Source organism: Paenibacillus mucilaginosus 3016 (genome assembly GCF_000250655.1).
GTDB lineage: Bacteria > Bacillota > Bacilli > Paenibacillales > NBRC-103111 > Paenibacillus_G > Paenibacillus_G mucilaginosus.
In genome coordinates, this window is record NC_016935.1 from 389,955 (window position 1) to 414,441 (window position 24,487).

12 protein-coding genes are annotated in these 24,487 nt (G+C 61.0%); 9 read left to right on the plus strand and 3 right to left on the minus strand.

What is annotated here, in order from left to right:
* The first annotated feature begins 2 nt into the window (after positions 1-2).
* The 3 genes from PM3016_RS01800 to yicI all read left to right on the plus strand — a co-directional run bounded on the left by PM3016_RS01800 (position 3) and on the right by yicI (position 5,220).
* A complete protein-coding gene (locus PM3016_RS01800) occupies positions 3-896 on the plus strand; it encodes a carbohydrate ABC transporter permease (protein WP_014368233.1) in 894 nt (297 codons plus the stop codon).
* Positions 897-976: 80 nt separating this feature from the next.
* Positions 977-2,647, plus strand: coding sequence for an ABC transporter substrate-binding protein (locus tag PM3016_RS01805; RefSeq protein WP_014368234.1), 1,671 nt, complete (start codon positions 977-979; stop codon positions 2,645-2,647).
* 248 nt (positions 2,648-2,895) lie between these two features.
* On the plus strand, positions 2,896-5,220 hold the full coding sequence (yicI, locus tag PM3016_RS01810) for an alpha-xylosidase (protein WP_014368235.1): 2,325 nt from the start codon (positions 2,896-2,898) through the stop codon (positions 5,218-5,220).
* A 963-nt stretch (positions 5,221-6,183) separates the two neighbouring features.
* On the opposite strand, the gene PM3016_RS01815 is transcribed toward yicI, so the two are convergent.
* Complete coding sequence (locus PM3016_RS01815) at positions 6,184-6,438, minus strand: hypothetical protein (protein ID WP_041616462.1); 255 nt, start codon at positions 6,436-6,438, stop codon at positions 6,184-6,186.
* A gap of 286 nt (positions 6,439-6,724) precedes the next feature.
* Here PM3016_RS01815 and PM3016_RS01820 point away from each other — a divergent pair, with 286 nt between their 5' ends.
* Complete coding sequence (locus tag PM3016_RS01820; protein WP_014368236.1) at positions 6,725-14,920, plus strand: S-layer homology domain-containing protein; 8,196 nt, start codon at positions 6,725-6,727, stop codon at positions 14,918-14,920.
* Positions 14,921-15,345: 425 nt separating this feature from the next.
* On the opposite strand, the gene PM3016_RS01830 is transcribed toward PM3016_RS01820, so the two are convergent.
* Positions 15,346-15,837, minus strand: a complete 492-nt coding sequence (locus PM3016_RS01830; protein WP_014368237.1) for a DnaJ family domain-containing protein — start codon at positions 15,835-15,837, stop codon at positions 15,346-15,348.
* Positions 15,838-16,069: 232 nt separating this feature from the next.
* A complete protein-coding gene (locus tag PM3016_RS01835; protein WP_014368238.1) occupies positions 16,070-17,335 on the minus strand; it encodes an erythromycin esterase family protein in 1,266 nt (421 codons plus the stop codon).
* Positions 17,336-17,583: 248 nt separating this feature from the next.
* On the opposite strand from PM3016_RS01835, the gene PM3016_RS01840 reads away from it, so the two are divergent.
* The 5 genes from PM3016_RS01840 (at position 17,584) to essC (ending at position 24,483) form a co-directional block, all read left to right on the plus strand.
* Entirely contained in the window at positions 17,584-18,162 is a 579-nt protein-coding gene (locus PM3016_RS01840; protein ID WP_014368239.1) for an STM3941 family protein, read from the plus strand.
* 252 nt (positions 18,163-18,414) lie between these two features.
* Complete coding sequence (locus PM3016_RS01845; protein ID WP_014368240.1) at positions 18,415-19,164, plus strand: vWA domain-containing protein; 750 nt, start codon at positions 18,415-18,417, stop codon at positions 19,162-19,164.
* Positions 19,164-20,006: a hypothetical protein gene (locus tag PM3016_RS01850; protein ID WP_014368241.1), complete on the plus strand. Its 843-nt coding sequence runs from the start codon at positions 19,164-19,166 to the stop codon at positions 20,004-20,006. Before PM3016_RS01845 ends, PM3016_RS01850 begins: the two co-directional genes overlap by 1 nt.
* Entirely contained in the window at positions 20,003-20,347 is a 345-nt protein-coding gene (locus PM3016_RS01855) for an EsaB/YukD family protein (RefSeq protein ID WP_014368242.1), read from the plus strand. Before PM3016_RS01850 ends, PM3016_RS01855 begins: the two co-directional genes overlap by 4 nt.
* Positions 20,348-20,412: 65 nt before the next feature.
* The gene (gene essC / locus PM3016_RS01860; protein WP_014368243.1) at positions 20,413-24,483 is read left to right on the plus strand and encodes a type VII secretion protein EssC; all 4,071 of its coding nucleotides are present in this window, start codon (positions 20,413-20,415) and stop codon (positions 24,481-24,483) included.
* Positions 24,484-24,487 lie beyond the last annotated feature (4 nt).

Consider the following 24,487-nt stretch of genomic DNA (forward strand, 5'->3'; position numbering starts at 1 on the left):
ATATGACTTGGGCACGCAAAAGCTTGTCCGACCGGCTGTTCGACTTGGTGCTCTACGCGGCCATGATTTTTACGGTGGTCGTCACCCTGTACCCGTTCCTGAACGTGCTGGCGATCTCGCTCAACGATTCGACGGATACGGTGAGGGGCGGCATCCATATCTGGCCGCGGGAGTTCACACTGAAGAATTATGAGACCATATTCCAGTACTCCGGTCTGATGACGGGCTTCCGCAATTCCGTGATCCGGACGCTGGCGGGCACGCTCATCGGCGTTATCTCCGCCTCGATGGTGGCGTATGTGCTGAGCCGGGAGGAGTTCCAGGCGCGCCGCCTGTTCTCGATGCTGTTCGCGCTGACGATGTACTTCTCCGGCGGGCTGATCCCGGTGTACATGCTGATGCGGGACCTGAGTCTTCTGAACAGCTTCTGGGTGTACCTGATTCCCGGGCTGCTCAGCGTGTGGAACGTATTCATCATCCGCTCTTACATCAATGGCCTGCCTTACGCGCTGCAGGAGTCGGCGAAGATTGACGGGGCGAACGACTTCACGATCTATTGGCGCGTGGTGCTGCCGCTCTGCCAGCCGGTGCTGGCTACGGTAGCCTTGTTCATCGCGGTGGGACAGTGGAACTCCTGGTTCGACACGTACCTCTACAATTCGTCGAACGAGTCGCTGACGACGCTGCAGTACGAGCTGATGAAGGTGCTGCAGAGCACGCAGAACAATGCGGACGCCGCTCGCAATCCGAATATGGCGCAGAACATAGCGGCCGTGTCGCCGGAATCGATCCGGATGGCCATCACGATTGTCGTTACGCTGCCGATCCTGCTTGTGTATCCGTTTTTGCAAAAATATTTTGTGAAGGGCATGACGCTGGGGGCTGTGAAAAGTTAAGCCCCGCAGCAGGCAGCCCGGGAAAATCCGGAAGGCCTGTGTTACGATAACCATGGGAAGAGAAAAGGGAGGATCCGTGAATGATGAGAAGATTGACAAAATGGGTCAGTGTCATGCTGGCGGCCGCGCTTGTAACGGTAACCGGCTGCTCCAAGGAGCCGGCCGCCGAGCCGGGTCAGGCTTCCGGTTCAGGTACGGACCCGATCACCATGTCCGTATTCAGCGCCGACCCCAATCCGGCCTGGAACAATATGCAGGACGAGGTGGGCAAGAAGCTTACCGAGAAAACGGGCGTGACGCTCAAGATGGAATTCCCGGTCGGCTCCTCCGACCAGAAGATACCCCTGATGGTCTCCAGCGGCGAGTATCCTGATATGATTCTGCCCAAAGGGGATCCCGGCAAGCTGGTGGCCGCCGATGCGCTGCTTGACCTGACCGACCTGATCGAACAGCATGGGCCTAATCTGAAGAAGGTCTACGGCAAATATATGAAGCGGCTGCGCTGGAGCACGGAGGACCCGAGCATTTATATCCTCCCGATTTCTCCGGTGGATCAGGAGTATTTTGACGCCGGCGGCGGCTTCGAGCTGCAGCATGCGGTCGTGAAGGAGCTCGGCTATCCGAAGATCCGTACGGTGAAGGATTTTGAGAACGCCATCAAAGCGTACAAGGACAAGTATCCGACCATCGACGGCAAGCCGACGATCGGGCTGTCGCTCAATGCGGATGACTGGCACATCATGATCTCCGTGACGAATCCGGCGTTCCTGACGACGGGCGCTCCGGACGACGGGGAATACTATATCGATCCGAAGACGTACGAAGCCAAATTCCACTATTTCCGTCCGGAAGAGAAGGAGTATTTCCGCTGGCTGAACCATATGAACAATATCGGCCTCATCGATCCGGAGAGCTTCGTGCAGAAGTACGATCAATATAAGGCGAAGATCGCTTCCGGCCGTGTGCTTGGTCTTATCGATCAGGACTGGGACTACCAGGAGGCACAGAATGTGCTGCGCAAAGAGGGCAAGTTCGAGCGGACCTACGGCCACTATCCGGTCACGCTCAACGAGAGCTTCAAGGATCACTCGTTCCAGGATACGGGCTACCTCGCCGGTTACGGGATCGGGATTACGAAGTCCGCGAAGGATCCGGTCCGTGCCATCAAATTCCTCGATTATCTGGCGTCCGACGAAGGCCAAGTGCTCATCAACTGGGGCATCGAGGGCGTGCACTACAAGGTGGAGAACGGCATGCGGGTCATCCCGCCGGATGTTCTTGACAAGAAGGTCAATGATGCCAACAACTTCGCCAAAACGAGCGGGATCGGGCAGTACTATATCTCTGCGCGCTACGGCGACGGTGTGAAGGATCCGACGGGCAGCACGTATACCACAACGACCGTAGAGCAGAAGATTGCTTCTTACTCGGAGGCGGACAAAGAAACGCTGAAAGCTTATGGGGCCACCACCTGGAAGGATTTGTTCCCGAAAAAAGAAGAGTTCCCGGTAAAGCCTTGGGGGGCGGCGTGGTCCATTCCTGTGGAGCCGGACTCCAACGTGAACGTCACCTACAACAAAGCGAAGACGATCGTATGGAAGCGGATTCCGGAAGCGATCCTTGCGAAGCCGGAGCAGTTCGATGCCATCTACGACGGGATGCTGCAGGAGCTGGATAAAGTCGGCGTGAAGAAAATGGAGCAGGAATACACGGAGCTGGTCAAGGAGCGCGTGAAGCTCTTTAACGAGTAGACGCTTAGAATAGGCTGGGTAAGAGTGCTCGGCTGAGAAAAAGGAAAGGTACATCCGGGGCCCGGTTATGGGCCCTTTGGGATGCTTGTCAGCATGCAGTCATCTGTCTGGAGCAGGCCGTGTGTTCAAAGAGGCGGGAGGCAGACAGCAGGCATCGGCCCGAGAGGGCTGCTGCCGGCGGTCCTCCTTCGGCCTGTTCCCCTACATACCATCAGCCGCGGCCGTTGAGCCGCAAGGAGGAGTTCTCTATGAAATTCAGTGACGGCTTTTGGATGACCCGTGAAGGGTATCAGCTGATTCCCGCGGTCCAAGTGTTCTCGGTGACGGCGGAGGAGCGCTCGGTTACCGTACTCGTGGCGCCGCGTGACGTCTCGCGCCGCAGTGGGCAGCTCGATTGTCCGCTGCTCACGATCCGCTACTACTCGCCGCAGCCGGATGTGATCGGAGTGAAGATTGAGCATTTTGCCGGTGTGCAGCAGGCGGGGCCGGATTTCGAGCTGCAGCGCAGCGAGACGCATGAAGTAACGGTGGAGCGCGGAGACGGCGTGGTGACGCTGACGGCGGGCCGCGTATCGGTGAAGGTGCGGGAGGCCGGGGATTGGAGCGCCGTGTTCTACCAGGACGGACGCCGGATTACGGGCAGCGGGTCCAAGGCGGCCGCCCATGTCAGCGGACCGGATGGGGATGTGCATGTGAAGGAGGAGCTGGACCTAGGTGTCGGGGAGCTGATCTACGGTCTTGGCGAGCGGTTCACCCCTTTCGTGAAAAATGGGCAGACCGTCGATATCTGGAACCGGGACGGCGGGACGAGCAGCGAGCAGGCGTACAAGAACGTGCCGTTCTATCTGTCGAACCGCGGATACGGGGTGTTCGTCAACCAGCCGGAGCTGGTGTCCTTCGAGGTCGCTTCGGAGAAGGTATCGAAGGTGCAGTTCTCGGTGCCGGGCGAGTCGCTGGAGTATTATGTGATCGGCGGACCTTCGGGCAAAGAGGTGCTGGAGCGCTACACGACGCTGACCGGCAAACCGGCCCTGCCGCCGGCCTGGTCGTTCGGGCTCTGGCTGACGACTTCCTTCACGACGAACTACGACGAGGAGACGGTGAACTCCTTCGTGGACGGCATGCGCGAACGCGACCTGCCGCTGCATGTGTTCCACTTCGACTGCTTCTGGATGAAGGCGTTCCACTGGACGGACTTCCAGTGGGATCCCGAGGTGTTCCCGGACCCGGCCGGCATGCTTAAGCGGCTGAAGGAGAAGGGGCTGCACATCTGCGTGTGGATCAACCCGTATATCGCGCAGCAGTCGCGCCTCTTCGCCGAAGGCCGGGAGCGGGGCTATCTCATCAAGCGCCCGAACGGCGATGTCTGGCAGTGGGACCGCTGGCAGCCGGGCCAAGGCATTGTGGACTTCACGAATCCGGAGGCCTGCGAGTGGTATGCCGGCTACCTGCGCGAGCTGGTGGACATGGGCGTCGATTCGTTCAAAACGGACTTCGGCGAGCGCATTCCGACGGATGTCGTCTATCACGACGGCTCCGACCCGCAGCGCATGCACAACTACTATACCCACCTGTATAACAAGGTTGTATTCGATGTGCTGGAGGAGAAGCTGGGCCGGGGCCAAGCGGTGCTCTTCGCCCGTTCGGCGACGGCCGGCGGCCAGCAGTTCCCGGTCCACTGGGGCGGCGACTGCTTCGCAAGCTATGAGTCGATGGCGGAGAGCCTCCGCGGCGGCCTCTCACTCGGGCTGTCCGGCTTTGGCTTCTGGAGCCATGATATCGGCGGCTTCGAGAGCACGTCCTCGGCGGACGTGTACAAGCGCTGGACAGCGTTCGGCCTGCTCTCTTCGCACAGCCGCCTGCACGGCAACGTGTCGTACCGCGTGCCGTGGGCGTTCGACGATGAGTCCGTCGACGTCATGCGCTTCTTCACGCAGTGGAAGTGCCGCCTGATGCCGTACCTGTTCGGCGGGGCGGTGGAAGCGTCTCAGAAAGGGCTGCCGCTCATGCGGGCCATGCTGCTGGAGTTCGGCGATGACCCGACCGCAGGCTACCTCGACCGCCAGTATATGCTGGGCGATTCGGTGCTGGTGGCGCCGGTGTTCAACGAAGAGGGCCGCATAAGCTTCTACCTGCCGCAGGGCCGCTGGACGCACCTGTTCACCGGCGAGACGGTGGAAGGCGGCACCTGGCGCGAGGAAGAGCACGGCTACATGAGCCTGCCGATCTACGTGCGGCCGGGCACGCTGCTGCCGGTCGGCGCGGATGCGTCGCGGCCGGATTACGACTACGCCGACGGCGTGGAGCTGCAGCTCTTCGAGCTGGCCGACGGCGCCACGGCGGAGCGGGTCGTGTACAGCACGCAGGCGGCGGAAGTGCTGCGCGTGAGCGTGACGCGCAGCGGCGGCAGCCTGAGCGTGCGTGCCGAAGGCGAGAGCGCCGGCGCGTGGAGCCTGCTGCTGCGCGGCGTGGACAGCGCCGGCGCGGAGGGCGCCGCAGCCGAGCGGACGCCGCTGGGCGTGCGGCTCACGCCGGAGGCGGGCCGCCGCGAGTGGAGCGTGCGGCTGGCGTAGGCGGCCGGCGAGGCAGGCGAGCAGTGACAAAACCCCCAACCGATGAGGTTGGGGGTTTTGTGCTGCGCGCAGGGGCGTGAGCGGGAGCGGCAGCGAATGGAGCATGCGATGCAAAACATCGCATAACCGCCGGCTTGATGCTCAATCGTCCAGCATGTGATAAAAAACATCACATGCTGAGGCCCAGGACGTCATTTGCCGCATTCGCTGCGGTCATACGATGCAAAACATCGCATAACCGCCGGCCTGACGCTCCACAGCCCAGCATGCGATGCAAAACATCGTATGCGGTGTCCCGGAAGGCATTTTCCCGCATTCGCTGCGGTTATACGATGAAAAGCATCGCTTAACCGCCGGCTTGACACTCCACAGCCCAGCATGCGATGAAAAACATCGTATGTGGTGGCCCGGAAGGCATCCAAGAGTCACACAGATGGATGGAACGATGGGTGGAGGCTTCAGACGACCATGCCGGTTGTCCGGCATCTCGACACCGAACCGAACATCGATATTTTTCCGTAGGTAGGAGACTTACGGGTGAGGGGAAATGAGCCCGCTGATTTCTATGGTCCCGATACTATGATCCAAGACTCCGTCAGAGAATGTGGAAGCGCCTACAAGTTTAATGTGACCTTGAGCGTCAAGGGGCGATCCTGCCAAATTACCAAGCGAAGACTTTACGGACCCCGTTGATAAGTTAAATGGGATGGATGAGTCTTCTGTGTAGAATGGGATATCAATACTTTGATCTAAATACAGTTTGATGGGTAAATTCATATTTCCATTGGCAGAGTCGAACGAACCTATACCCCCGCCGGACATCGTAACGGTTGTTATATTGTCCCCAACGGGAGTGTGAAAAGGCGGTGTTTTGAACGGTGGAAAGTTTGTTACTTGAATGATTGTGCATGTCGCATCAAACAAAACGGAGATCGCTGTATTTCCAAAGAAAGGGCCTTTCGCTTAAGGATAGGAAGTCCGCAGGGTGAAGGCGGCATTAAAGGTGGCCTTGAGAGGAAGTTTACCTCCACCTCTCAAAATGCAGCTATTTAGTTCGTTCTTTAATGTGGTTATCTTGTGTTGTAAGGCTGATATCTGTTGTAATAAGGCCCATTTCTGAGCACCTGCCAAACCCGGTAAATCGGCTTGTAATTCTTTTTTCTGTGCATTCAATTCTTGAATCTTGACGTTAATAGACTCGCATTCCTTGGGAATCATGAACTGGCCCCTCTCAAGAATATTTCGTCAGCATCTCGGTTGGCATTAGATAATTATTCCTTGAACGGTAAATTATTACCAGAACATGGGGCGAGATGGTTTTTATATGACATAGGATGGAAGAGTTCCTCTGCTGTAACCATGCAGGGCCTTTAGGCCTAGGTCATATGAAAGTAGTGACCATCTCAATTACCGGTGTCACTACCCGACAGGAAGTCATCCCGTTTACACTGATACACATGTAAATGGTTGATACGTGAGTATTGAGGCGACGGGAGATGCACAGATGAAACGTAAACGAAGCAAGCTATGGAAGAGGGGAACCGCGCTGCTGCTGGCCACGACCATGGTCCTTGGCGATCTGGGAGCAGCGGCGGCCGTAGGGCCCGAGGAGTTCGATCCCGCCAGCGTAATTACGGCGGACACCATCATGGACGCGGTCTACGGACCTGAAGGGGGCATCGCAGTCCCCCCGCCGGTTCCCCCGGCCCCGCAGCCGATTCTGGTTCCACAGCCGGTAGCGGCCGGGGAACCGCTGTCTTGGAATCTGCTTACGAAGGTCGACCGCAGCAAGATTCCGTCGATCTATTTTCCGGAAGATCAGGTTCTGAAGATGAGCGCAGACGGGCGGTATATTGGGTTCAAACGCTTTGAGCTTGTCACCGAGGAGCCTGCCCATGTGAATAAGGTCATTACCGTCTATGACCGCAAGACAGGGGCCATGGACGATATCCAGTCTCCTCCCAATCATTCGCAGAACGATGAAGTTATCTATTTTGACATGAGCAGCGATGCCAGATATGTGGCTTTTTCCTATATGAGCTATACGGAGGACTGGAAGGAAAAGACGAAGGTCTATCTGTTCGACAGGGAAACCCGGAACCTGACGCCCATTACGACGGTGGAAGGCAGCACAGACTCCCATGAGGGGACGGACCGGGTAGCGATCAGTGCGGACGGCCGCTATGTGGCCTTTGATTCCGACGCTCCGGGCATCGTGGCGGAGGATACGGACGACCTGCGGGATGTCTTCGTCTATGACCGGGAGTCGGGAGCGACCCAGCGGATTACGGCGTTTCCCGAGATGGGGGAATACGACTACGGGGACAGCGAAGCTCCGACGATCAGTGCGGACGGACGCTATATTGCTTTCCATAGTGATTCGAAATTTGTAGAAAAGGATACATACGGTCAGACCAATGTTTATGTATACGACCGTGAAGACAGCAATGCAAGGCCGCAGCTGGTCAGCATCGGAGTGGGCGGAGCCGCAGGCGAAGGACACAGCACCCTGCCGTCCATCAGTGCCGACGGCTCGGTCATTGCCTATGAATCCACGGCCGAGAATATGGTATCCGGCGATTTCAACGAAATGAAGGATATTTTTGTATACAACCGCAATACGGCAGTGACCCAGCGGGTTTCCTTGGCGGAGGGCGGAATTCCCTTCAACCGGGACAGCATGAGCCCTTCCATCAGCAGGGACGGCCGCTACGTGGGCTTCCATCTGGACTACGTATGGGTGGAGGATACGGACGACGACCATGATAACGATGACGAGAACGATATTCCGGAGGAGGCTTATGTCGCGGAGGTAGCGTCCCAGACGGCCTACCCGGTGACGGTGCCCCAGGCACCCTACCGGCTCCTGAATCCGAGCCAGTCTCCGATTGTGGGAGATGGGGGCAAGCTCGTTGTCTATCTCTCGGAGTATTTCTACTCCTATACCGGCGGAAGCGAAGGGACTCCGTTCCCGGGAACCTTCATTGCAGAGAAGGGGACGGCCCCGGTATGGCCGGCAGGCAGCAAGCTGGAGCCGTCGAACCGGACGGGTGACAGCGTAACGCTGAGCTGGCCGGATGCCGTGGATGCAACGGGCATTCTCGGGTATCACGTCTACCAGGACGGGAAAAACATCGGTTATGTGGAGTACCGGGGGACGGGCAGCAATACGTTCACCGCAGAGGGACTGCTGCCGGTATACGAGCCTGAGTTTCAGGTGGAAGCGGTGAACTCGGCCTACCGCGAGAGCTACGGCGGTCCGACTTACAAGCTGGGTGCGGGCGGGGGAGAGAATCCTGCCGGCGAGCTGCGGGTTCTGTGGGACGTCGAAGACATGCGCTATAATATGGCATTTCCCGGAAGTATGGTGGGCCTAAGCGCTTACGGCGAACCGGGCAAACAGGTATCCGCGGAACTGACTTATATGGCATGGAAAAATGAAACGGAGCAGGAGACACGTACCGAATCGATCCCACTCACGGAGGGCGCAGCCGGCACCTATAAGGCCCAGTGGAAGATGGAGGAAGGCGTCAGCCAGCTGACATCGCTGAACGTCAAGCTGACGGATCCTGCGAAGCCCGGTACGGTGCTGGAGAAGCCGGCAGCCGGATTCCCGGTGCAGGTGGCGGGGGCCGTGGAGCTCAGCTTCACGAATCCGAGCGGCGCCAGTCTGACAGGCAGTCTGCTGACATCGACCAGCCGCCAGTATGGGCAGCAGATCGCGCTCCTGCCGAATTCGGACGCCTATGTGGTGAACGGACTCTACCCGGGCAAGGATCACAGCTTCACCCTGCGCTCCCCGGATGGGCGCCATACCTGGGGCAGCCTGGAGCAGGTGCAGGTGGAAGGCGGCAAGCGCAGCAAGATCAGCATGAACATCGAGCAGCCGGCCCAGCTCCGGTTCCAGGTGGTGGACCCGACAGGGCAGCCGGTTAGCGGCGTAGGACTGCAGCTGTTCGGCCCAGGCCAAAGCTATATCGATGCCTCCTCCACCTACGGAGATGGCTGGACCTCATGGACCGACTATATGAAGGCGGGCGATTCCGTCACGGCCAAGGTGGATATCGGTGACCGGATGTATGAGCAGCCTGCGAATCAGGAAGTCATCCTCAAGCCGGGCGCCAACGAGCAGGTGATCAAGCTGAGAGCGCCGGGCGAGGGCCTTGTGGAAGGATTCGTCAAGGGACCTGATGGCAAAGGGGTCCGTAACGCCTATATCGCCTCGACTCAAACGTTCAAAGGGCAGCCAGTGGTCCGCCGTACGCGAACGAATCTGGAGGGGGCTTACCGCCTTTCCCTGCTGGAGGGCGAAGCCAAGATCGAGGTCTTTGAAACTTCGTATATGTACGGCACAGACGGACCTGTTACGGTCCTGGTAACGGAGGGCGGGACAACAACGCTGGATCTGCCGGTGAAGCAACCGAGCAAGGGTATAGTGAATACGGAGGTCCGCCTGAAATATCTCGAGGATACCGATTTCGGTCCTCCGGTCAATATGGAGGAAATGACCTTCCTGACGCGCATTGAATCGAAACGCGGATGGATGAGCGGTTACTTCCAGAATGCCCATCAATTCTACGGATTGCCTGGGGATACCGTGTCGGTATGTGTTACGGGCAGTGTTCCGTCCTACATGACCAGCTGTACGGATGTGGTACTGGATCAGGACGGCAATGCGACCGCCAAGCTGTTCCTGGAGGAGAAAGGGGCCCGCATTCAAGGGAAGCTGGCACAGACCCACCACCGCTGGGTCTCCGGCGGACTCTACAAGCTGAAGGATCAGGGATACCGTTCGGCTGCGTCCTATCTCGGGGACAATGATTTTGAGGCGGACGGTTCCTTTAACATTAACGTGCCGGAAGCAGGCACCTATGTCATGGAGCTGAACGGGGCGCTGCCGGGCAGTCCTTTGAAATACGAATATGCCACGGTACAGTTTACCGTATCCGACCGGCAGATTCTGCAGGTGGGAAGCGTCTCCTTCAGCTCCAAGAGCTTCTTCTCCAACTATTACGGCAACTACTATAATGCGCTGAGCTCCCGGATTGCTCCGGGGGGGACGGTTACCATGCGGGCCGGCTATAAAAACAGCAGCGGCGTGGACGCCAGTGAAGCGAAGCTGCTCATCGACATTCCGGAAGGAACGACGCCGGTGAAGGATGCGGCCGGCCGCATTGTGGTCAGCGGTGCCCAGCTGGCAGGTGACCCGGTCCTCGACGGACAGACGCTCATCCTGCCTGTAGGCACTGTAGCGCAGACGCAGTCCGGCACCCTCAGCTTCCAGCTGAAGGTGGACCCGGCATTCAACAAGAGCTCGGCCAAATCGTCGGCCCGTATCCGGGCCAGGATGGGAGTGGAGCAGATCGAGGAATCAATCGGCAGCGTGCTGCTGGATGCCCCGCTGGTCACACTCGAAGCACCGGAGCGGGTCTCCAAGCCGGTGGACAGCAGTGCCCCGGTCATCAAGCTCAGCGGGGTTGCTCCGGCCGGCAGCCAGGTCAACGTGTACGACGGCAAGCTGCTGCTCGGAAGCGCCGCAGCATCGAATACGGGCTTCTGGCTGATGGCGGTTCAGGAGCTGCCGGACCTTGGGGATCCCGGGGTCCACGCGATCCGGGCCGAGGTGGACTCGAACGGTGTGAAGCTGCAGTCCCCTGTCTCTTATGTTCACTATGACAACGTGAAGCCGCAGCTGCTTGAGCTTGCGATGGCGCAGGCGCCGGAGGGCCGGTGGATGACGCTGAATCTGCGCGAGGGCATTCCGAATCAGCCGTATACCGTTGTTCCGGGCAATCCGTTCCAGTTCGAGCTGAAGTTCGATAAGCCGGATGAGGTGGAGAATGTTGAGATTTATCTCGAAGGCCAATCCGGGGAGCCGGTGAAGGCGGTTCGGGAAGGCGGCATCTTCCGTGCTCTGACTCCGACGGATAAAGGCGCACTTGGCGCGATCTATGTGGATTACGACGTGAAGCCGAAGCCGTTCGTACTTGACGACAAGCAGCCGACGCTGGATGAGCTCCGGGAGACCCTTCCGCCGACCATGCGTGATTTTACGGCAGAAGTGACAGCACCATTCGAGCTCAAGGACGGCAAGTATGCAGGTACGGTGGAGCTGACCTTCCCTCAGCTGCCGGGCCTCAAGATTACCGAGAAGCTCAGCATTAGTCCGGACGCCAAATATACGGCTTCCCCGCAGGAAATTGAACTTGCGCAGCGGTCCGGCCTGCCGATGCTGAACGGTTCGGTCAGCGTAACGGAAACGGACGATGGGTTCAAGACGGTTTCCTCCGGCTATATGCCGATGAAGCTGCTGTTCCCAAGTGGCGTGCCCGGAAGTCTGAAGTCCGCTCTGGCCGCCAAGGTCCGTGCCCTGGCTGCAGATGAAGGGCCCGACTTCGGTACACTCGCGGACGTTTCGGTCGAAACGTACGTGCAGTACGGCGAAGGCGGCGAAGATGCCGGGACCGTCTACAAAATCAAGAAGCAGTACGAAGACAGCATGGAATTCGCCGAGAAAATCAACAAAATTGCCTACAAAGTGGAAGTCAGCGGAATGGACTGCATCCAGGAGCTGCCGACCACCGTCAAGCAGGCAGGCAAAGCGCTGGTTGCTGTAGTGGGCGGCGAAATCAGCAAGGTCGCACTCGGCGCATGGACGGGAGCCATGGGGCTTACCGGACCGGGGGCGATTGCAGCCGCAGGTGCGTCGGCCGTCATTGAAGACAAGATCGATAACTATGTTGACGAGCAGATTGACGCCATCGGAACAGGCTACAACCAATGCCGCGACGAAGACGAAGAGAAGAAGCGCAAGCGCAAGAAAATTGCCCGTCTGCGCTGGATCTACGACCCGAGCGGTTATGTGTACGAAGCTGTGCCTGCCAACCGCCTGAGCAGCGTGAAGGCGACGGTTCTGTACCAGGAGCCGGCCAGCAAGGAATGGGTGGTCTGGGATGCAGGCCCGTATGAGCAGGTGAACCCGCACGACACGGACGATCAGGGCAAATACGGCTGGGACGTTCCGGAGGGCAAGTGGAAGGTAGTCTGGGAGAAGGACGGCTACGAGACCCAGTCGAGTGCCGAGCTGGATGTCCCGCCTCCGCATACCGAAGTGAATGCCGGGCTCGTATCCTATGAAGCACCTAAGGTTCAATCGGTCACCGGTGTGACTGCGGCGGCCGGCAGTTATGTGGATGTAGAGCTGACCAAGTATGTCAAAGTGACGGATGCAGCGGCAGCCGCACAAGCCGTAACCGTGACAGGTCCGGACGGCAGCCCGCTGGAAGGCAGTGCTGCCTTCGTGGAACCGGCCGATAATCCGGCGGACGCTGAAGGTGCGGATCTCTCGAGGATTCTCCGTTTCACGTCCAAGACATCGCTGACGCCTGGAACCGGCTACAGTGTGAAGGTGAACGCCGCCTTCCAGAGCTACGCAGGGGTATGGATGGCCGAAGGACACTCGGGTACGTTCGAAGTAGGGACGCGCGACGAAGAGGGGCCGACCGCCGCAGGAGATGAAGTGAATGCGGAAGGCGAAGGCTCCATCCTCCGCGTCAAGTTCAACGAGAAGCTCAGCAGCACGGTGGATGCTGCGAAGTTCACGCTGAACGGCAGCAGTGACAGCATCGTATCTGCCGTAAGAGCGTTGAAGCCGAATCCGGAAGGAGAGCTCACGGCCGTTGATGGGGATTACGAACAAACGGTGGTGCTCACCTTGAGCGAGTCTCTGGCTCCGGGAACGGAAGCCCAGCTCGGCATCCTGGCTGGAGCGGTCTCGGATACGGCGGGTAACGCGGCGGTGCCGAAGACGCTGAAGGTAGTGAGTGCTGCCGGGGAGTCCAGCAATGCGGCCCTCGCTTCCCTTGCCGTAGAGGAAGGTGCTCTGGCACCGGCATTTGATCCATCGGTCCGGTCTTACAAAGTCGAGGTTCCTTCGGCAGCCGAAACGGTCAACCTGACGGCATCCCTGGCCGATGCGTCGGCGCAGCTAGTGATCGACGGAACGATAGCGGCAAGCGGAGTGCGTAAAACGGTACGCATCCCGGATACCGGCATCATCGCGGTCCGGGTCACGGCAGCGGACGGAACCACCGTGCGGGAGTACAGCGTTGAGGTGGTTCGCGGGACAACCGATCCGCTGGGAACCGAGGCGTCCTTGTCGGCGCTGACGGTCACGCCGGGCACCCTGTCGCCGGTGTTTGAACCGGCGGTGGAGACGTATGACGTTGAAGTTGCGGCGAATGTGACGGAGCTGCAGATTGCAGCGACAGCCCAAGATTCGAAGGCGAAGAGCATTACCATCGCCGGGGAAGCCGCGGTAAGCGGCACGGCGAAGACCGTGGCCATCCCGGCGGGAGGCCAGATCGAAGTCGTGGTCACCGCCGAGGACGGTGTAACGAAGCGGACGTACAAGGTTGCGGTGAGCCGGAAGACGGATTCGGGCAGCGGCGGAGATAACAGCGGCGGCGGTTCGGACTCCTCCGGCGGCGGATCGGTGCCTCCAGCCAAGCCGGCGCTGACGCAGCAAGAAGCCTTTACCGGCGCGAGCGGCGGTAAAGGGATTCGCGTCACGCTGCGGCGGAGCGATGCGATTGCATCCGCCCTGCAGACGGGGACGGACGGACAAAAGCAGCTGCTCATCGAAGTGAAGGAGCAGGCAGACGAATTCATGCTGCAGCTCTCGGCAGACACGCTTGCGAAGCTGACGGAGAGCCAGGCCGGCGTACTCTTCAAGACGACACGCCTGCAGGCATCCATCCCATCCGCTCTGCTGGCCTCGGTGCAGCTGCCGGCGGGTGCCCATCTGAGCTTCTCGATGGGTGCCGCTTCGGCGGCCGAGCAGACGGCTGCTTATGAAGCAGCAGCCCTTCAGAGCGATGCACTGAAGCCTTCCGGGCAAGCGGTGTCCGTCAAGTTGGAGATGATCCAGGATCAGAAGGCTTCCCTCCTGACCTTTGGTCATCCTGTGATGGTGGAACTGCCGGTGCAGGGAAGCGGGCAGGAGGCGGTTTACCGGTTTGACCCGGCAGATGCCAAGTGGGCCTTCGTATGGAAGCAGCGTCAGGTATCGGGCAGCAGGTCGGCCATCGAGGCGGATGCCTCCGGTACGTACGCGGTCATGGCTTACGCTGATCCATTTGACGATATGAAAGATCACTGGGCGTCTTCCGATGTTGGCTGGATGGCCCGCCGGCTGCTCGTCAGCGGAGCGGCTCCGGGAGCGTTCCATCCGGATCACTCGGTTAGCCGTGCGGAGTTCGCAGCGCTGCTCGTCCGGGCGCTGGATCTGAAGGCGGTCGCGACCGTAGGCTACCAAGGGTTCAGCGATGTTCCGGAGGAAGCCTGGTATGCGGCTGATGTAAGAAGAGCGGCGGAAGCAGGGCTTCTCCAGGGAGTAGCGGATAACCGGTTTGCTCCTGATGCCCTGATCACCCGGGAGCAGATGGCCGTGCTGATCTGGCGTGCCAATGTGTACCTGCGGGAAGCCGCAGGGGAGCAGGCAGGAGCTGGTCACGCCCTGAAGCAGTTCAAAGACCAGGGAAGCATCTCTTCCTGGGCTGAGGCTGCCGCAGCGGCTGCATTGGAAGCCGGCCTGATCCAGGGAACCGCAGCGGATACCTTTGATCCGCAGGGCTCCGCCACCCGTGCGCAGGCTGCCGTAATGATGAAGCGGCTGCTTCAGCTGGGGAGCGGACAATAACCAAGCAAATAAATGAACTGCTGTGAATAAACAAACGGCCGGGCATGGATGAATCCACTGCCCGGCTGTTTGTTTTTTGCTGGTTGAATTGTGCAGGAACGGCCGGATGGCTGTCCTGGATCGCATTTTCCCGAGCCGAACACGGATTTTCCGTGCTATCGAAGCAGCGGGGCGGGGCGGTCGCTTTTTAACACGGAAAATCCGTGCAGCCCGGCCCGTAAACCTGCCCTTCGCCGCGATGTGCCGTGCCGAACGCGGATTTTCCGTGCTATCGAAGCAGCAGAGCGGGGAGATCGCTTTTTAACACGGAAAATCCGTGCAACCGTGCACGTAAGCCTGCCCTTCGCCGCAATTTCCCGTGCCGAACGCGGATTTTCCGTGCTATTGGAGGCAGCAGAGCGGGGAGATCGCTTTTTAACACGGGGTTACCTGTACCAGCGTTCATACTGCTCCTGCAGGTTCTCGCGGGTCAGCTTTCGCCGGTGGAGGCTGAGGCTGGGCGCCTGGTAATTGAGCTCCGTGATCTGCTTGTTGGCATCGTCCAGGGCTGCGTCGATCTCGGGGCTGCCGGGGTCCTGCTTCAGCAGCTCCATCGCGAGCTCCATGTTCTTGCGGATCTCCGTACGAAGCATCATGAATGGCGGCTGCACCCGGGCCTGCTTCATGATGGAGGCCAGAATGTCGCCGGTCGGCACCTCAATCGGTTTGCCGAAGCCGGGGAGCTTCTCCAGTCCGCCGTTCTTCACGAACTCCTCGTACGCTTCATTGGCCAGCCGGTGCTGTTCCAGCTGGGCGTGCAGAATCACGTCGCGGTCCTCCAGCGTTTCCTTCGGCAGGGGAATGATCGGCCGTTCCGCCGCTTCCTGTTCCCCCTGGTGGCCGTGCCGGCGCCGCTCTTCCCGTTCTCTGTTCAGCATAGGTTCACGTGTCCCCTTTCTGAGCCGTGTCTTTCTCTCAGCGTAAGGGAAGCGGGAAACGGGGTCAAGCCCCGCCATTCCCCAGACCAATCCCATCATCCCATCCAATCTGCCTGCAAAAGTCCAGCAGCGGGGGGACGGCACTCAGGCCGGCGTCCCATGCACCGAGCCGGTGCCGTCTCATCGTGTCCGGGAACGGCCTACAACGGACGATGCCGCAGATTCCCGCGGCTCAGGCGAATACCGGCTCGCCCGCCAGCGGACGCACCGCCTGCGAGACCTCCACGTGCACGAACGCGTCGTAGCGGTCCGGCAGCCGGCTCGGCACATAGTTGCCGCGCTCGTGCGTGGGGCGGTACACGACGCCGATGGCCCGGTGGCCGATGGTCTCGCGCAGCACGGCCGGCGCGTCCTTCAGCAGTAGGACGCAGTCCTCGCCGACGGCATGGTGCAGCAGGTCTTCCCACGACCCGCTGATGCCCTGCGGCACGTCCATCACCTGGGCCGGCGATCCCCAGCTGGTGCCGGCCATCACTTTGCCGCGGTGGGTGCCGAAGCCGATGGCGTACACTTCCCCTGGCGCCATCTGCTCGCGGGCGAGCTGGCCGACGTTGACCATGCCGTCGGTGAACATGTCGGTTGCCCGGGCGTCGCCGATGTGCGTGTTATGCTCCCAGACCACCGCCTTGGCATCGGGGCCATGGAAGTTCAGAATGCGGTGCAGCACCTCGGTCATGTGCCGGTCCCGGATGTTCCAGGACTCCGCGTCGTGGGTGATCATCGCACGGTAATACCGCTCGCCGTCGACGGCCACGAGGGCGTTGATCTCGGCATCCAGTGCTTCTTCCTGCGGGTCCTCCGAGCGGGTACGCTCGGTCCGCAGCTTGGCGAGCAGGGCCACGACTTCGTCTTCGCAGCCTTCCCCGAAGAGGGAAGCCGAGATCCCGTAGGATTGGCCTTCGCCGCCGAAGGGCTCGAAGCATTCGAACGCCGCGCGGGCTTCCTCCACGTTCGGGGAGCCGGTACGCTCCAGATACTGCAGAATCTCGTCCATCGATTCCCAGAGGGAATAGACGTCGAGCCCGTAGAACCCGACTTGGCGCTCGGGGGGAAGCGAGGCGTTGTGTGCTTTGAGCCACTCGACCAGATCGCCGATCTCATGGTTCGCCCACATCCACTCCGGCCACCGGTCGAAGGCGGCCAGGGCCTCGGCGGCACTGCCTGCCGCCCCGGGAAGGCCTTTGATATACCGGTTGACGCTGAAGCAGGAGGGCCAGTCTCCTTCGACGGCGATGATGCGGCAGCCGTGCTCGGTGATCAGGCGCTTGGTCAGCTCGGCCCGCAGCGTGTAGAACTCCGAGGTCCCGTGCGAGGCTTCGCCGAGCAGCACACAGCGGGCGCTGGATGCCGCTTTCACGAGATCGTCCAGGGCGGCCTTTTCTTTCAAGGGAACGGCCAGCTTCCGCAGGGCTTCGATGCGCTCCGTAGATTTGGTCATGAGATAAGATTCCTCCCCCAATTAGGTTTTCTTATAGTATCTTTACCCGCATGGCATTTCATGCCCCCAGCCCCTGCTTTTTCCTGCCCCTGTTCAAAGCTGACCTCCGAAGTAAGGTATTGCCGCTCTTCCCTCCGGAATGATACACTGTTATCCAACTGTTTCCGGGTAGGGGAAGGGGCGGGTGGCCCGCCTGGGGTACAGGGCCGCTTAACCGGGGGACAAGGCCCGAAGAGAGGAGAAGCTGCATGCAGATAGAGGACAAAGAGATCGTAGAGTACCCGAGTACGCTCAAACTGGCCGGGCTGTCCATAGGCGCTGCCATATTCGTGGCCGGGGGAGCGGGATTGTTCGCTTGGGGACAGGAGGAGGAAGACCTGGAATTGGTGGTCGTGGGAGCGGCCGGGGTGCTGTTCTTCGGCGGGGCGCTGTTGTATTTGCTGTACAGGCTGCTTCGAAGAAGGCCGTCACTGATGATCAACGCAGAGGGGATCGTGGACCATTCCTCTTACACGGGGGGAGGGAGAATCCGCTGGGAGCAGATCAAGGATATGACCGTCTATGAGCTGATGGGCCAGCGTTTCATCGGACTCGAGCTGCACGATCCGGAGGCCTTTTTGGCGAAGCAGACTCCGTTCAAAAGAATCCTGCTGCGGATGAACCGGGGCTTGGTGGAGGCTGCCGTCAATATTCCGCAGACCGGTGTCCAGATGCCTTTGGATGAGCTTCATGCGGTCATGATGGAACGCTGGAATGCGGCCTCCCGCAGGAAGGAAGAGGCAGGACTTGAGACTCAATTCGGTGCTGCACGCCGGCAGAGTGATTGAATTTCCAATGGATGAATTGTAAAATCAAGCGGTAAGCTGGAAAAGTAGTCTTTTAATCCCATGTAATGTTATTCCATATAGGCAATAATACATATCCAAATATTTCAAATTGGGACGGACGGATCGTTGTAGGCCAAATCCTGAAACACAACGGCCATTCCCGACGTACTTGATCCCTAAGCCTGCCGCAGTGGTTTCAACATCAGGCGGAGTAAGGCGCATTGAAACGTTTCGTCCCGAACCGGAGGGTCTATGAGCTATCGTATACAGGCAACAGAGAAAACACCGGCCCTGATTCTTTACCTGCTCGACATCAGCCGTTCCATGACGCTGCCCATGGGAGGCAGGCGGAGGCTCGATATCGCGCTGGATTCGCTGACGGCGTCGCTGAAGCAGATGGTATTCCGCTCGACGAAGGGAGGCAGGCTCTCCCCGCGGTACCGGGTGGCGCTCATTGCCTACAGCGATGCGGTCTACGATCTGTTGGGAGGGATCAGGCCGATCGATGAAGTGGCCCGCAAAGGCATACCGGACCTTGTCCCCCAGCGGCTGACGGAGACCGCCGAAGCGTTCGCTTATGCCGAGAAGCTTCTGCTGGCCGAGCTGCCGGGTCTGGACGGCTGTCCCGCTCCGCTCGTGTGCCATATAACGGACGGCACGCCGACAGGGGCCGATCCCGAGCCGGTGGTCCGCCGGATTATGGACATGACGGTTCCCGACGGGGCCGTGCTTGTAGAGAATATTTTTATCTCGGAGCATCTGCTGGCCGAGCCGGTCGGGGATGTCCGCAGCTGGGGCGGCATTCAGGACGATACGCCGTTCCTGGACGAGACGGCCGTACGGCTGAGACGCATGTCCTCGCGGATTCCGGAGAGCTATCTGGAGCTTCTCCACGATTCCGGTTATCCGCTGGCCGCCGGATCGTATATGATGCTGCCGGGCAGCAGCGCGGAGCTGGTGGGGCTCGGATTCCAGATGTCTTCCGCCACGCCGGTGCGCTGATGAATACATACGAATATCGTTTGGATCCGGCGGAGGATGTCCCTCTGACCACGGTGGTGGTCGGTCCCGCCTTATACCGTTTTGCGGCCCGCCGTGCGGACGAAAGCCGGCTTGCGGGGGAGCCGAGCCAGGATGATCTGGTCCTTCGTGCGGATGAGACCGGCGCCTCCTTCTGCATCTGCGACGGGGTCAGCCTGTCCTTCTTCGGCGGGCTGGCCGCCCGGCTGCTCGGAGATGCGCTCCTGGAGTGGTGCGCGAGCGGCATTCCCGCCAAGGCCGGGGAACCGCAGGTCCGCCTTAGCCTCGAACGGCTTCTTGCAGACCTGACGCACACCGCCGGCGAAGCCGTGCGCAGTCATCCGCTGCCGAATTCGGCTGCCGGCCTGCTGCGGGAGGTGCTTGAGGACAAGCGCCGGCTCGGAAGCGAGGCGATGTTCGTCTTCGGCAGGGTGGACTTTCCTTGTACGGCCTATCCTGCGGGAAGACTGGTGCTGGGCCGCATGGGGGACATCCGGATACGGTTTGCAGCGGCTGACGGGCAGTGGGAGTCTTCGCTGACAGGCTTCACGGAGCAGCGGTGGTCTACCCGCCGGGGAGCCGTCGGAGGCCGTCCGGCTGTGCTTATCACCGAACTGCCGGCTGCGAGGAGCGGCCTCACCGTCTATACCGACGGATGGGCTGCTTTTTGCGACGGGGTTACGACTCTGCCGCCGGAGGGTCCGGATCCATGGTGTGCTGCCCGGGACGGAGAGGAGCTTCCGGCGGACGATGATCAGTTATTTTTTCAGATGCAGTGGCAGATGGAGCCGCCGCCGGATCACGAAGAGGAGGCATCATCATGAACCGTATTATGACGCTGAGTATGGATCGTCAGGAGGTGGATGTGGAGGTTCCCGACGACGTGCCGGTGGGCCGGCTGCTTCCTCTTCTGGCGGAGGCGGCGGGTACGGCTGTAACCGGTGGGGAGCGGCTGCTTCTGGAAGCAAGCCAGCCGGGCGAAGCCTGGAGGATACTCTCGCCGGGGCGCACTTTGAGTGACGAGGACATCCGGGACGGGGCCTTCCTCCGCATCAGCCTGACGCCTGCAGCCCCGGAGGACACGTCCGGGCCGGAGAAGGCCGAAGCCGGGCAGGAGGATTCCTCCGGGCTGCCGGTCGCAGGCTGGAAGCCGCTTTTTTCCTGAGCCTCGGGCTGTAACCGCGGACCTCCAAGGTCCCAAGCAACGCAACATCATGTGGAGGTACTTCTATGCAGAGACCCCAGTATTTTCAGCGGTCGCCACGGATCAAAAAAGGAATTCCATACGGGACGGTGGAAGTGCACCGCCCTCCGGCGCCGCCTGCCCCTCCCAAGCTGTCGCTGATCTCCATGCTGCTGCCTGCGGGCATGACGGCGGCCAGCGTCCTGCTGCTGGTGATGCTGAATCCGAACCAGAACAGCTCTTACCTGGTCGTGCAGCTCATCTCGATGTCGACGATGGCCGTATCTTATCTCGTGCCGTTCCTCACGCATCTCTCGAACAAGCGGGAGTACAAGAGGGAGAAGGCGGAGCGGGAGTCCAAATACGAAGCCCAGCTGGAGAGCCACCGCAAGGAGCTGGAGAAGGTGCGCGAGCTGCAAAAATCAGTCATGCTGGACACCGATCCTCCCCCGGAGGAATGCGTGCGCCGCATCCGGGAGTGGAGCGGAGAGGTCTGGAACCGTTCGCCGCAGGAGGAGGACTTCCTGCACCTGCGCCTTGGGGTGGGAGACCAGCCGTTCTGCATCCGGATCAAAGCCCCGGAGCAGGACGGCTACGAGAAGGAGCCGCTGATCGAAGCGTCCCAGAAGCTCGACGACGACTACCGGACGGTCTCCCATGTGCCCGTACAGCTGCCCGTCTTCGAGTCGAAGGTCATCGGAATCGTCGGGGACCGGCAGGCGGCCGAGAACATGGTACGCGTGCTGGCTCTGCAGCTGGCCGCCCATCATGCGCCCGACGAAGTGAAGGTCGGCGCTTTCTTCGGGGAGGAAGAGGCCCGGCGCTGGGAGTGGATGCGCTGGCTGCCCCATACCTGGGATGACGATCGCAAAACGCGCTATCTCGCCAAGGATATGAGCACGACCCGTCAGGCCCTGGACGCCCTGTATCATGTGCTGCACCCCCGCAAGCTTGCATCCTCCCCCGGACGGGAGGCGGAGATGAAGCTGCCGGCCTGGGTGTTCTTTCTCAGCGACATCCGGCCGATGGAGGACGAGCCGCTTGTGCATCTGCTCCTGCGGGAAGCGGAGGCGCTGTCCGCCTGCACGTTCATTCTCTCGGACCGCCGGGAGACCCTGCCGAAGGAATGCGGCATGATTCTGGAGGTCACCCTGGGCGAAGGCAGGCTGCTGGAGACCGCTTCCGGCCAGAGCGGCGTGACGGGCCGGGAACGTTATTTTATCCCCGACCGCATCACGCTGGAGCAGGCCGACGAGGCGGCCCGGCTGCTGGCCCCTTACCGTCTGCGCAAGTCGGCGGCCGGGGAGCTGCCAAGGGTGCTGACGCTGTACGACATGTTCGGCGTGCGGGAGACGGGCGAGCTGTCGGCTGCGGCCCACTGGTCCAAGAACCGGTACCCGGACACGCTGCCGGTTACGGTAGGCGTGCGGGCCGGCGGCAAACCAGTGCAGCTCAATATTCACGATAAGATCGAGCGCCGGGGCCACGGGCCGCACGGCCTCATCGCGGGAACGACGGGGTCGGGCAAAAGTGAAGTGATCCAGTCGCTGATCGCTTCCCTGGCTCTGCAGTTCCACCCGCATGAACTGGCGTTCATGCTCATCGACTATAAGGGCGGCGGGATGTCGAACACCTTCGCCCTCCTTCCGCATCTCATCGCCTCGATCACGAATCTGGAGGGGAAGGGCGTGATGGACCGGGCGCAGGTGTCGCTCAAAGCGGAGCTGGCGCGCCGGCAGCGGATTCTGAATGCGGCGGGCAACCTGCAGCATATTGACGAGTATTACCGGTCCCCTTACCGGGACAAGGAACCTCTGCCGCATCTCGTTATCGTGATCGACGAGTTCGCGGAGCTGAAGAAAGAGCAGCCGGACTTCATGAGCGAGCTCATCTCGATTGCGGCGATCGGCCGGACGCTGGGCGTTCACCTGATCCTGGCGACCCAGAAGCCGGCAGGCGTGGTCGACGACAAAATCTGGAGCAACGCCCGCTTCCGGATCTGCCTGCGCGTGCAGGACGAGGCGGACAGCCGGGACATGCTCCGTGTGCCGGATGCGGCACGGATCAGCAACCCGGGCCGGGGCTACTTCCAGGTGGGCAGCAACGAGGTCTTCGAGCTCGTGCAGTTCGCCTGGAGCGGCGCCCCATACCGGCCGGAAGCGGCAGCCGCCGCCGTGGAGGCGGAAGCTTACACGGTTGCGCTGAACGGTACACGCCACCGCTGTGCAGCACCGGCGGCCGCCTCGAGGGCCGGGGACCGGCTCGATGAACGCAAGCAGCTGCAGGTGTTCATCGACTACCTGGCCGAGACCGCCCGGGCCGAAGGCATCGAGCCCCTGCCGGGGCCGTGGACGCCGCCGCTTCCGGCGGAGCTGTTCCTCGGGGACCTGCGCGACGGGTCTTCCGGCTGGAACGGCGCCGGCTGGCAGCCGGCGGAAGGCTGGCTGCAGCCGGCCCTCGGCCTGATCGACGACCTGGCGAACCAGGTCCAGCGTCCGCTGTGCTTTCCGCTCGAGGAGGGGCATCTGCTCATCTATGGCATGCCGGGAACCGGCAAGACTACGATGCTGCAGACCCTGCTCCTGGGGCTGGCGTCCGAGCACCATCCGGAGGATGTCCAGTTCTATGTGCTGGACTTCGGGCGGATGCTGAAGGACTTCGACCCGCTGCCGCATACCGGTGCGGTCATCCAGCAGGAGGAGGCGGAGAAGGTCCGCCGCCTGTTCCGGTTCCTCGCCGGGCAGCTCGATCAGCGCAAGCAGCTCTTCTCGGAAGCGGGCGTTAAGTCGCTCGAGACGTACCGAAAGGTGACGGGCAGCGCGATGCCGGCCCTGTTCACCGTCATGGACGGGTACCTCAGCTTCAAGGACTCCTATCCGGACGAGCATGACCGCTGGGAGGCTCTCCTGCGGGAAGGGGCCAGCCTCGGGCTCTACTTCGTGGTGACGGCGAACCGGGTATCGGACATGTTCGATAAGATCCGGAGCAACTTCCCGCTAGCCTTCAGCTTCGAGCTGGCGGACCCGAGCGACTATTACTTTGCCGTGGGACGGCCGGTGCGGCCGCTCAGCCAGGCGCCTGAAGGGCGCGGTCTCCTGAAGGGAGCGGTGCCTCCGCTGGAAGGACAGATCGCCCTGCCGGCAGGCGGGGCCGACGAATTCGAGCGCACCCGGGCGATCCGGGAGACCGTGAAGCGGATGAGCGAAGCCTGGAACGGCCCGCGGGCCTTCCGGATTCCGGTGCTGCCGGAGATCGTTTCCCTGGGTGCTCTGCTGGACGGAGAGTACGGGGGGGCGGCGGACGGCGGTGCCGCAGACCGGCCGGGGGCCAAGGAAGCGGTGCTGCGCGTTCCGGTGGGCCTCGAGACCGAGGAGCTGACGCTGTTCTGCCCGGATCTGCGCGACGGGCCGGTCTTCGTGGTCGGCTCCCGCATGGAAGGCGGCAAAACCGCGCTGCTCAGCTCCTGGGTGCTTGCTTTGGCGGGAGCCAATCGGCCGGAGGCGCTGCAGCTCGTGCTGGCGGACTTCCGACGCACCCCGAGCGGCCTGTATGCGCTGAGGCAGCTTCCCCACGTCACCGGCTGCGCGGTCGACGAGGACAGCCTGCTGACGCTGCTCGGACCCCTCCGGGAAGAGCTCGAGCGCCGCAAATTCCTCCTGCAGTCGGAAGGGGACGGAGCCGTGGGCGCAAGCTTCCCGGCGATCGTGCTGGCGATCGACGATGGAGAGGCCGTGGCCCGGCAGATCGGCATGTCGTATGAGCTGCAGGGCCACCTGGAGTGGATTCTGAAGCAGGCCAGGGGACTTGGCGTCTACATCCTCTTCGGCTGCATCCCGGCGGAGATCGGGAACTGCTTCGACAGCTGGACCGGCCCAGTTAAGAGCGCACAGACCGGATTCCTCCTCGGTACGACGGAGAGTGCGGATCTGAATCTGTTCAACCTCAAGCTGCCGTACGCCGAAACCGGCAAATCCCTTCCTTCGGGGGAAGGGTTCTATGTCCGGCGCAGGCATGCCCCGTTCAAGGGAGCCCTTCCTTTTACCGGGGGAGCGGGTCCTGAGGAGTGGGTGAGACGTATTACTGAATCGGTCGGCCCTATGACAGGCCGCATGAGCTAAAGGA

Bases quoted from the DNA above. Each gene is read 5' to 3' on its own strand.
- PM3016_RS01815 (WP_041616462.1), bottom strand. From the start codon at position 6,438: ATGATTCCCAAGGAATGCGAGTCTATTAACGTCAAGATTCAAGAATTG.
- PM3016_RS01820 (WP_014368236.1), top strand. From the start codon at position 6,725: ATGAAACGTAAACGAAGCAAGCTATGGAAGAGGGGAACCGCGCTGCTG.
- PM3016_RS01855 (WP_014368242.1), top strand. From the start codon at position 20,003: ATGAACCGTATTATGACGCTGAGTATGGATCGTCAGGAGGTGGATGTG.
- yicI (WP_014368235.1), top strand. From the start codon at position 2,896: ATGAAATTCAGTGACGGCTTTTGGATGACCCGTGAAGGGTATCAGCTG.
- PM3016_RS01800 (WP_014368233.1), top strand. From the start codon at position 3: ATGACTTGGGCACGCAAAAGCTTGTCCGACCGGCTGTTCGACTTGGTG.
- PM3016_RS01835 (WP_014368238.1), bottom strand. From the start codon at position 17,335: ATGACCAAATCTACGGAGCGCATCGAAGCCCTGCGGAAGCTGGCCGTT.
- PM3016_RS01845 (WP_014368240.1), top strand. From the start codon at position 18,415: ATGAGCTATCGTATACAGGCAACAGAGAAAACACCGGCCCTGATTCTT.
- PM3016_RS01850 (WP_014368241.1), top strand. From the start codon at position 19,164: ATGAATACATACGAATATCGTTTGGATCCGGCGGAGGATGTCCCTCTG.
- essC (WP_014368243.1), top strand. From the start codon at position 20,413: ATGCAGAGACCCCAGTATTTTCAGCGGTCGCCACGGATCAAAAAAGGA.
- PM3016_RS01805 (WP_014368234.1), top strand. From the start codon at position 977: ATGATGAGAAGATTGACAAAATGGGTCAGTGTCATGCTGGCGGCCGCG.
- PM3016_RS01840 (WP_014368239.1), top strand. From the start codon at position 17,584: ATGCAGATAGAGGACAAAGAGATCGTAGAGTACCCGAGTACGCTCAAA.
- PM3016_RS01830 (WP_014368237.1), bottom strand. From the start codon at position 15,837: ATGCTGAACAGAGAACGGGAAGAGCGGCGCCGGCACGGCCACCAGGGG.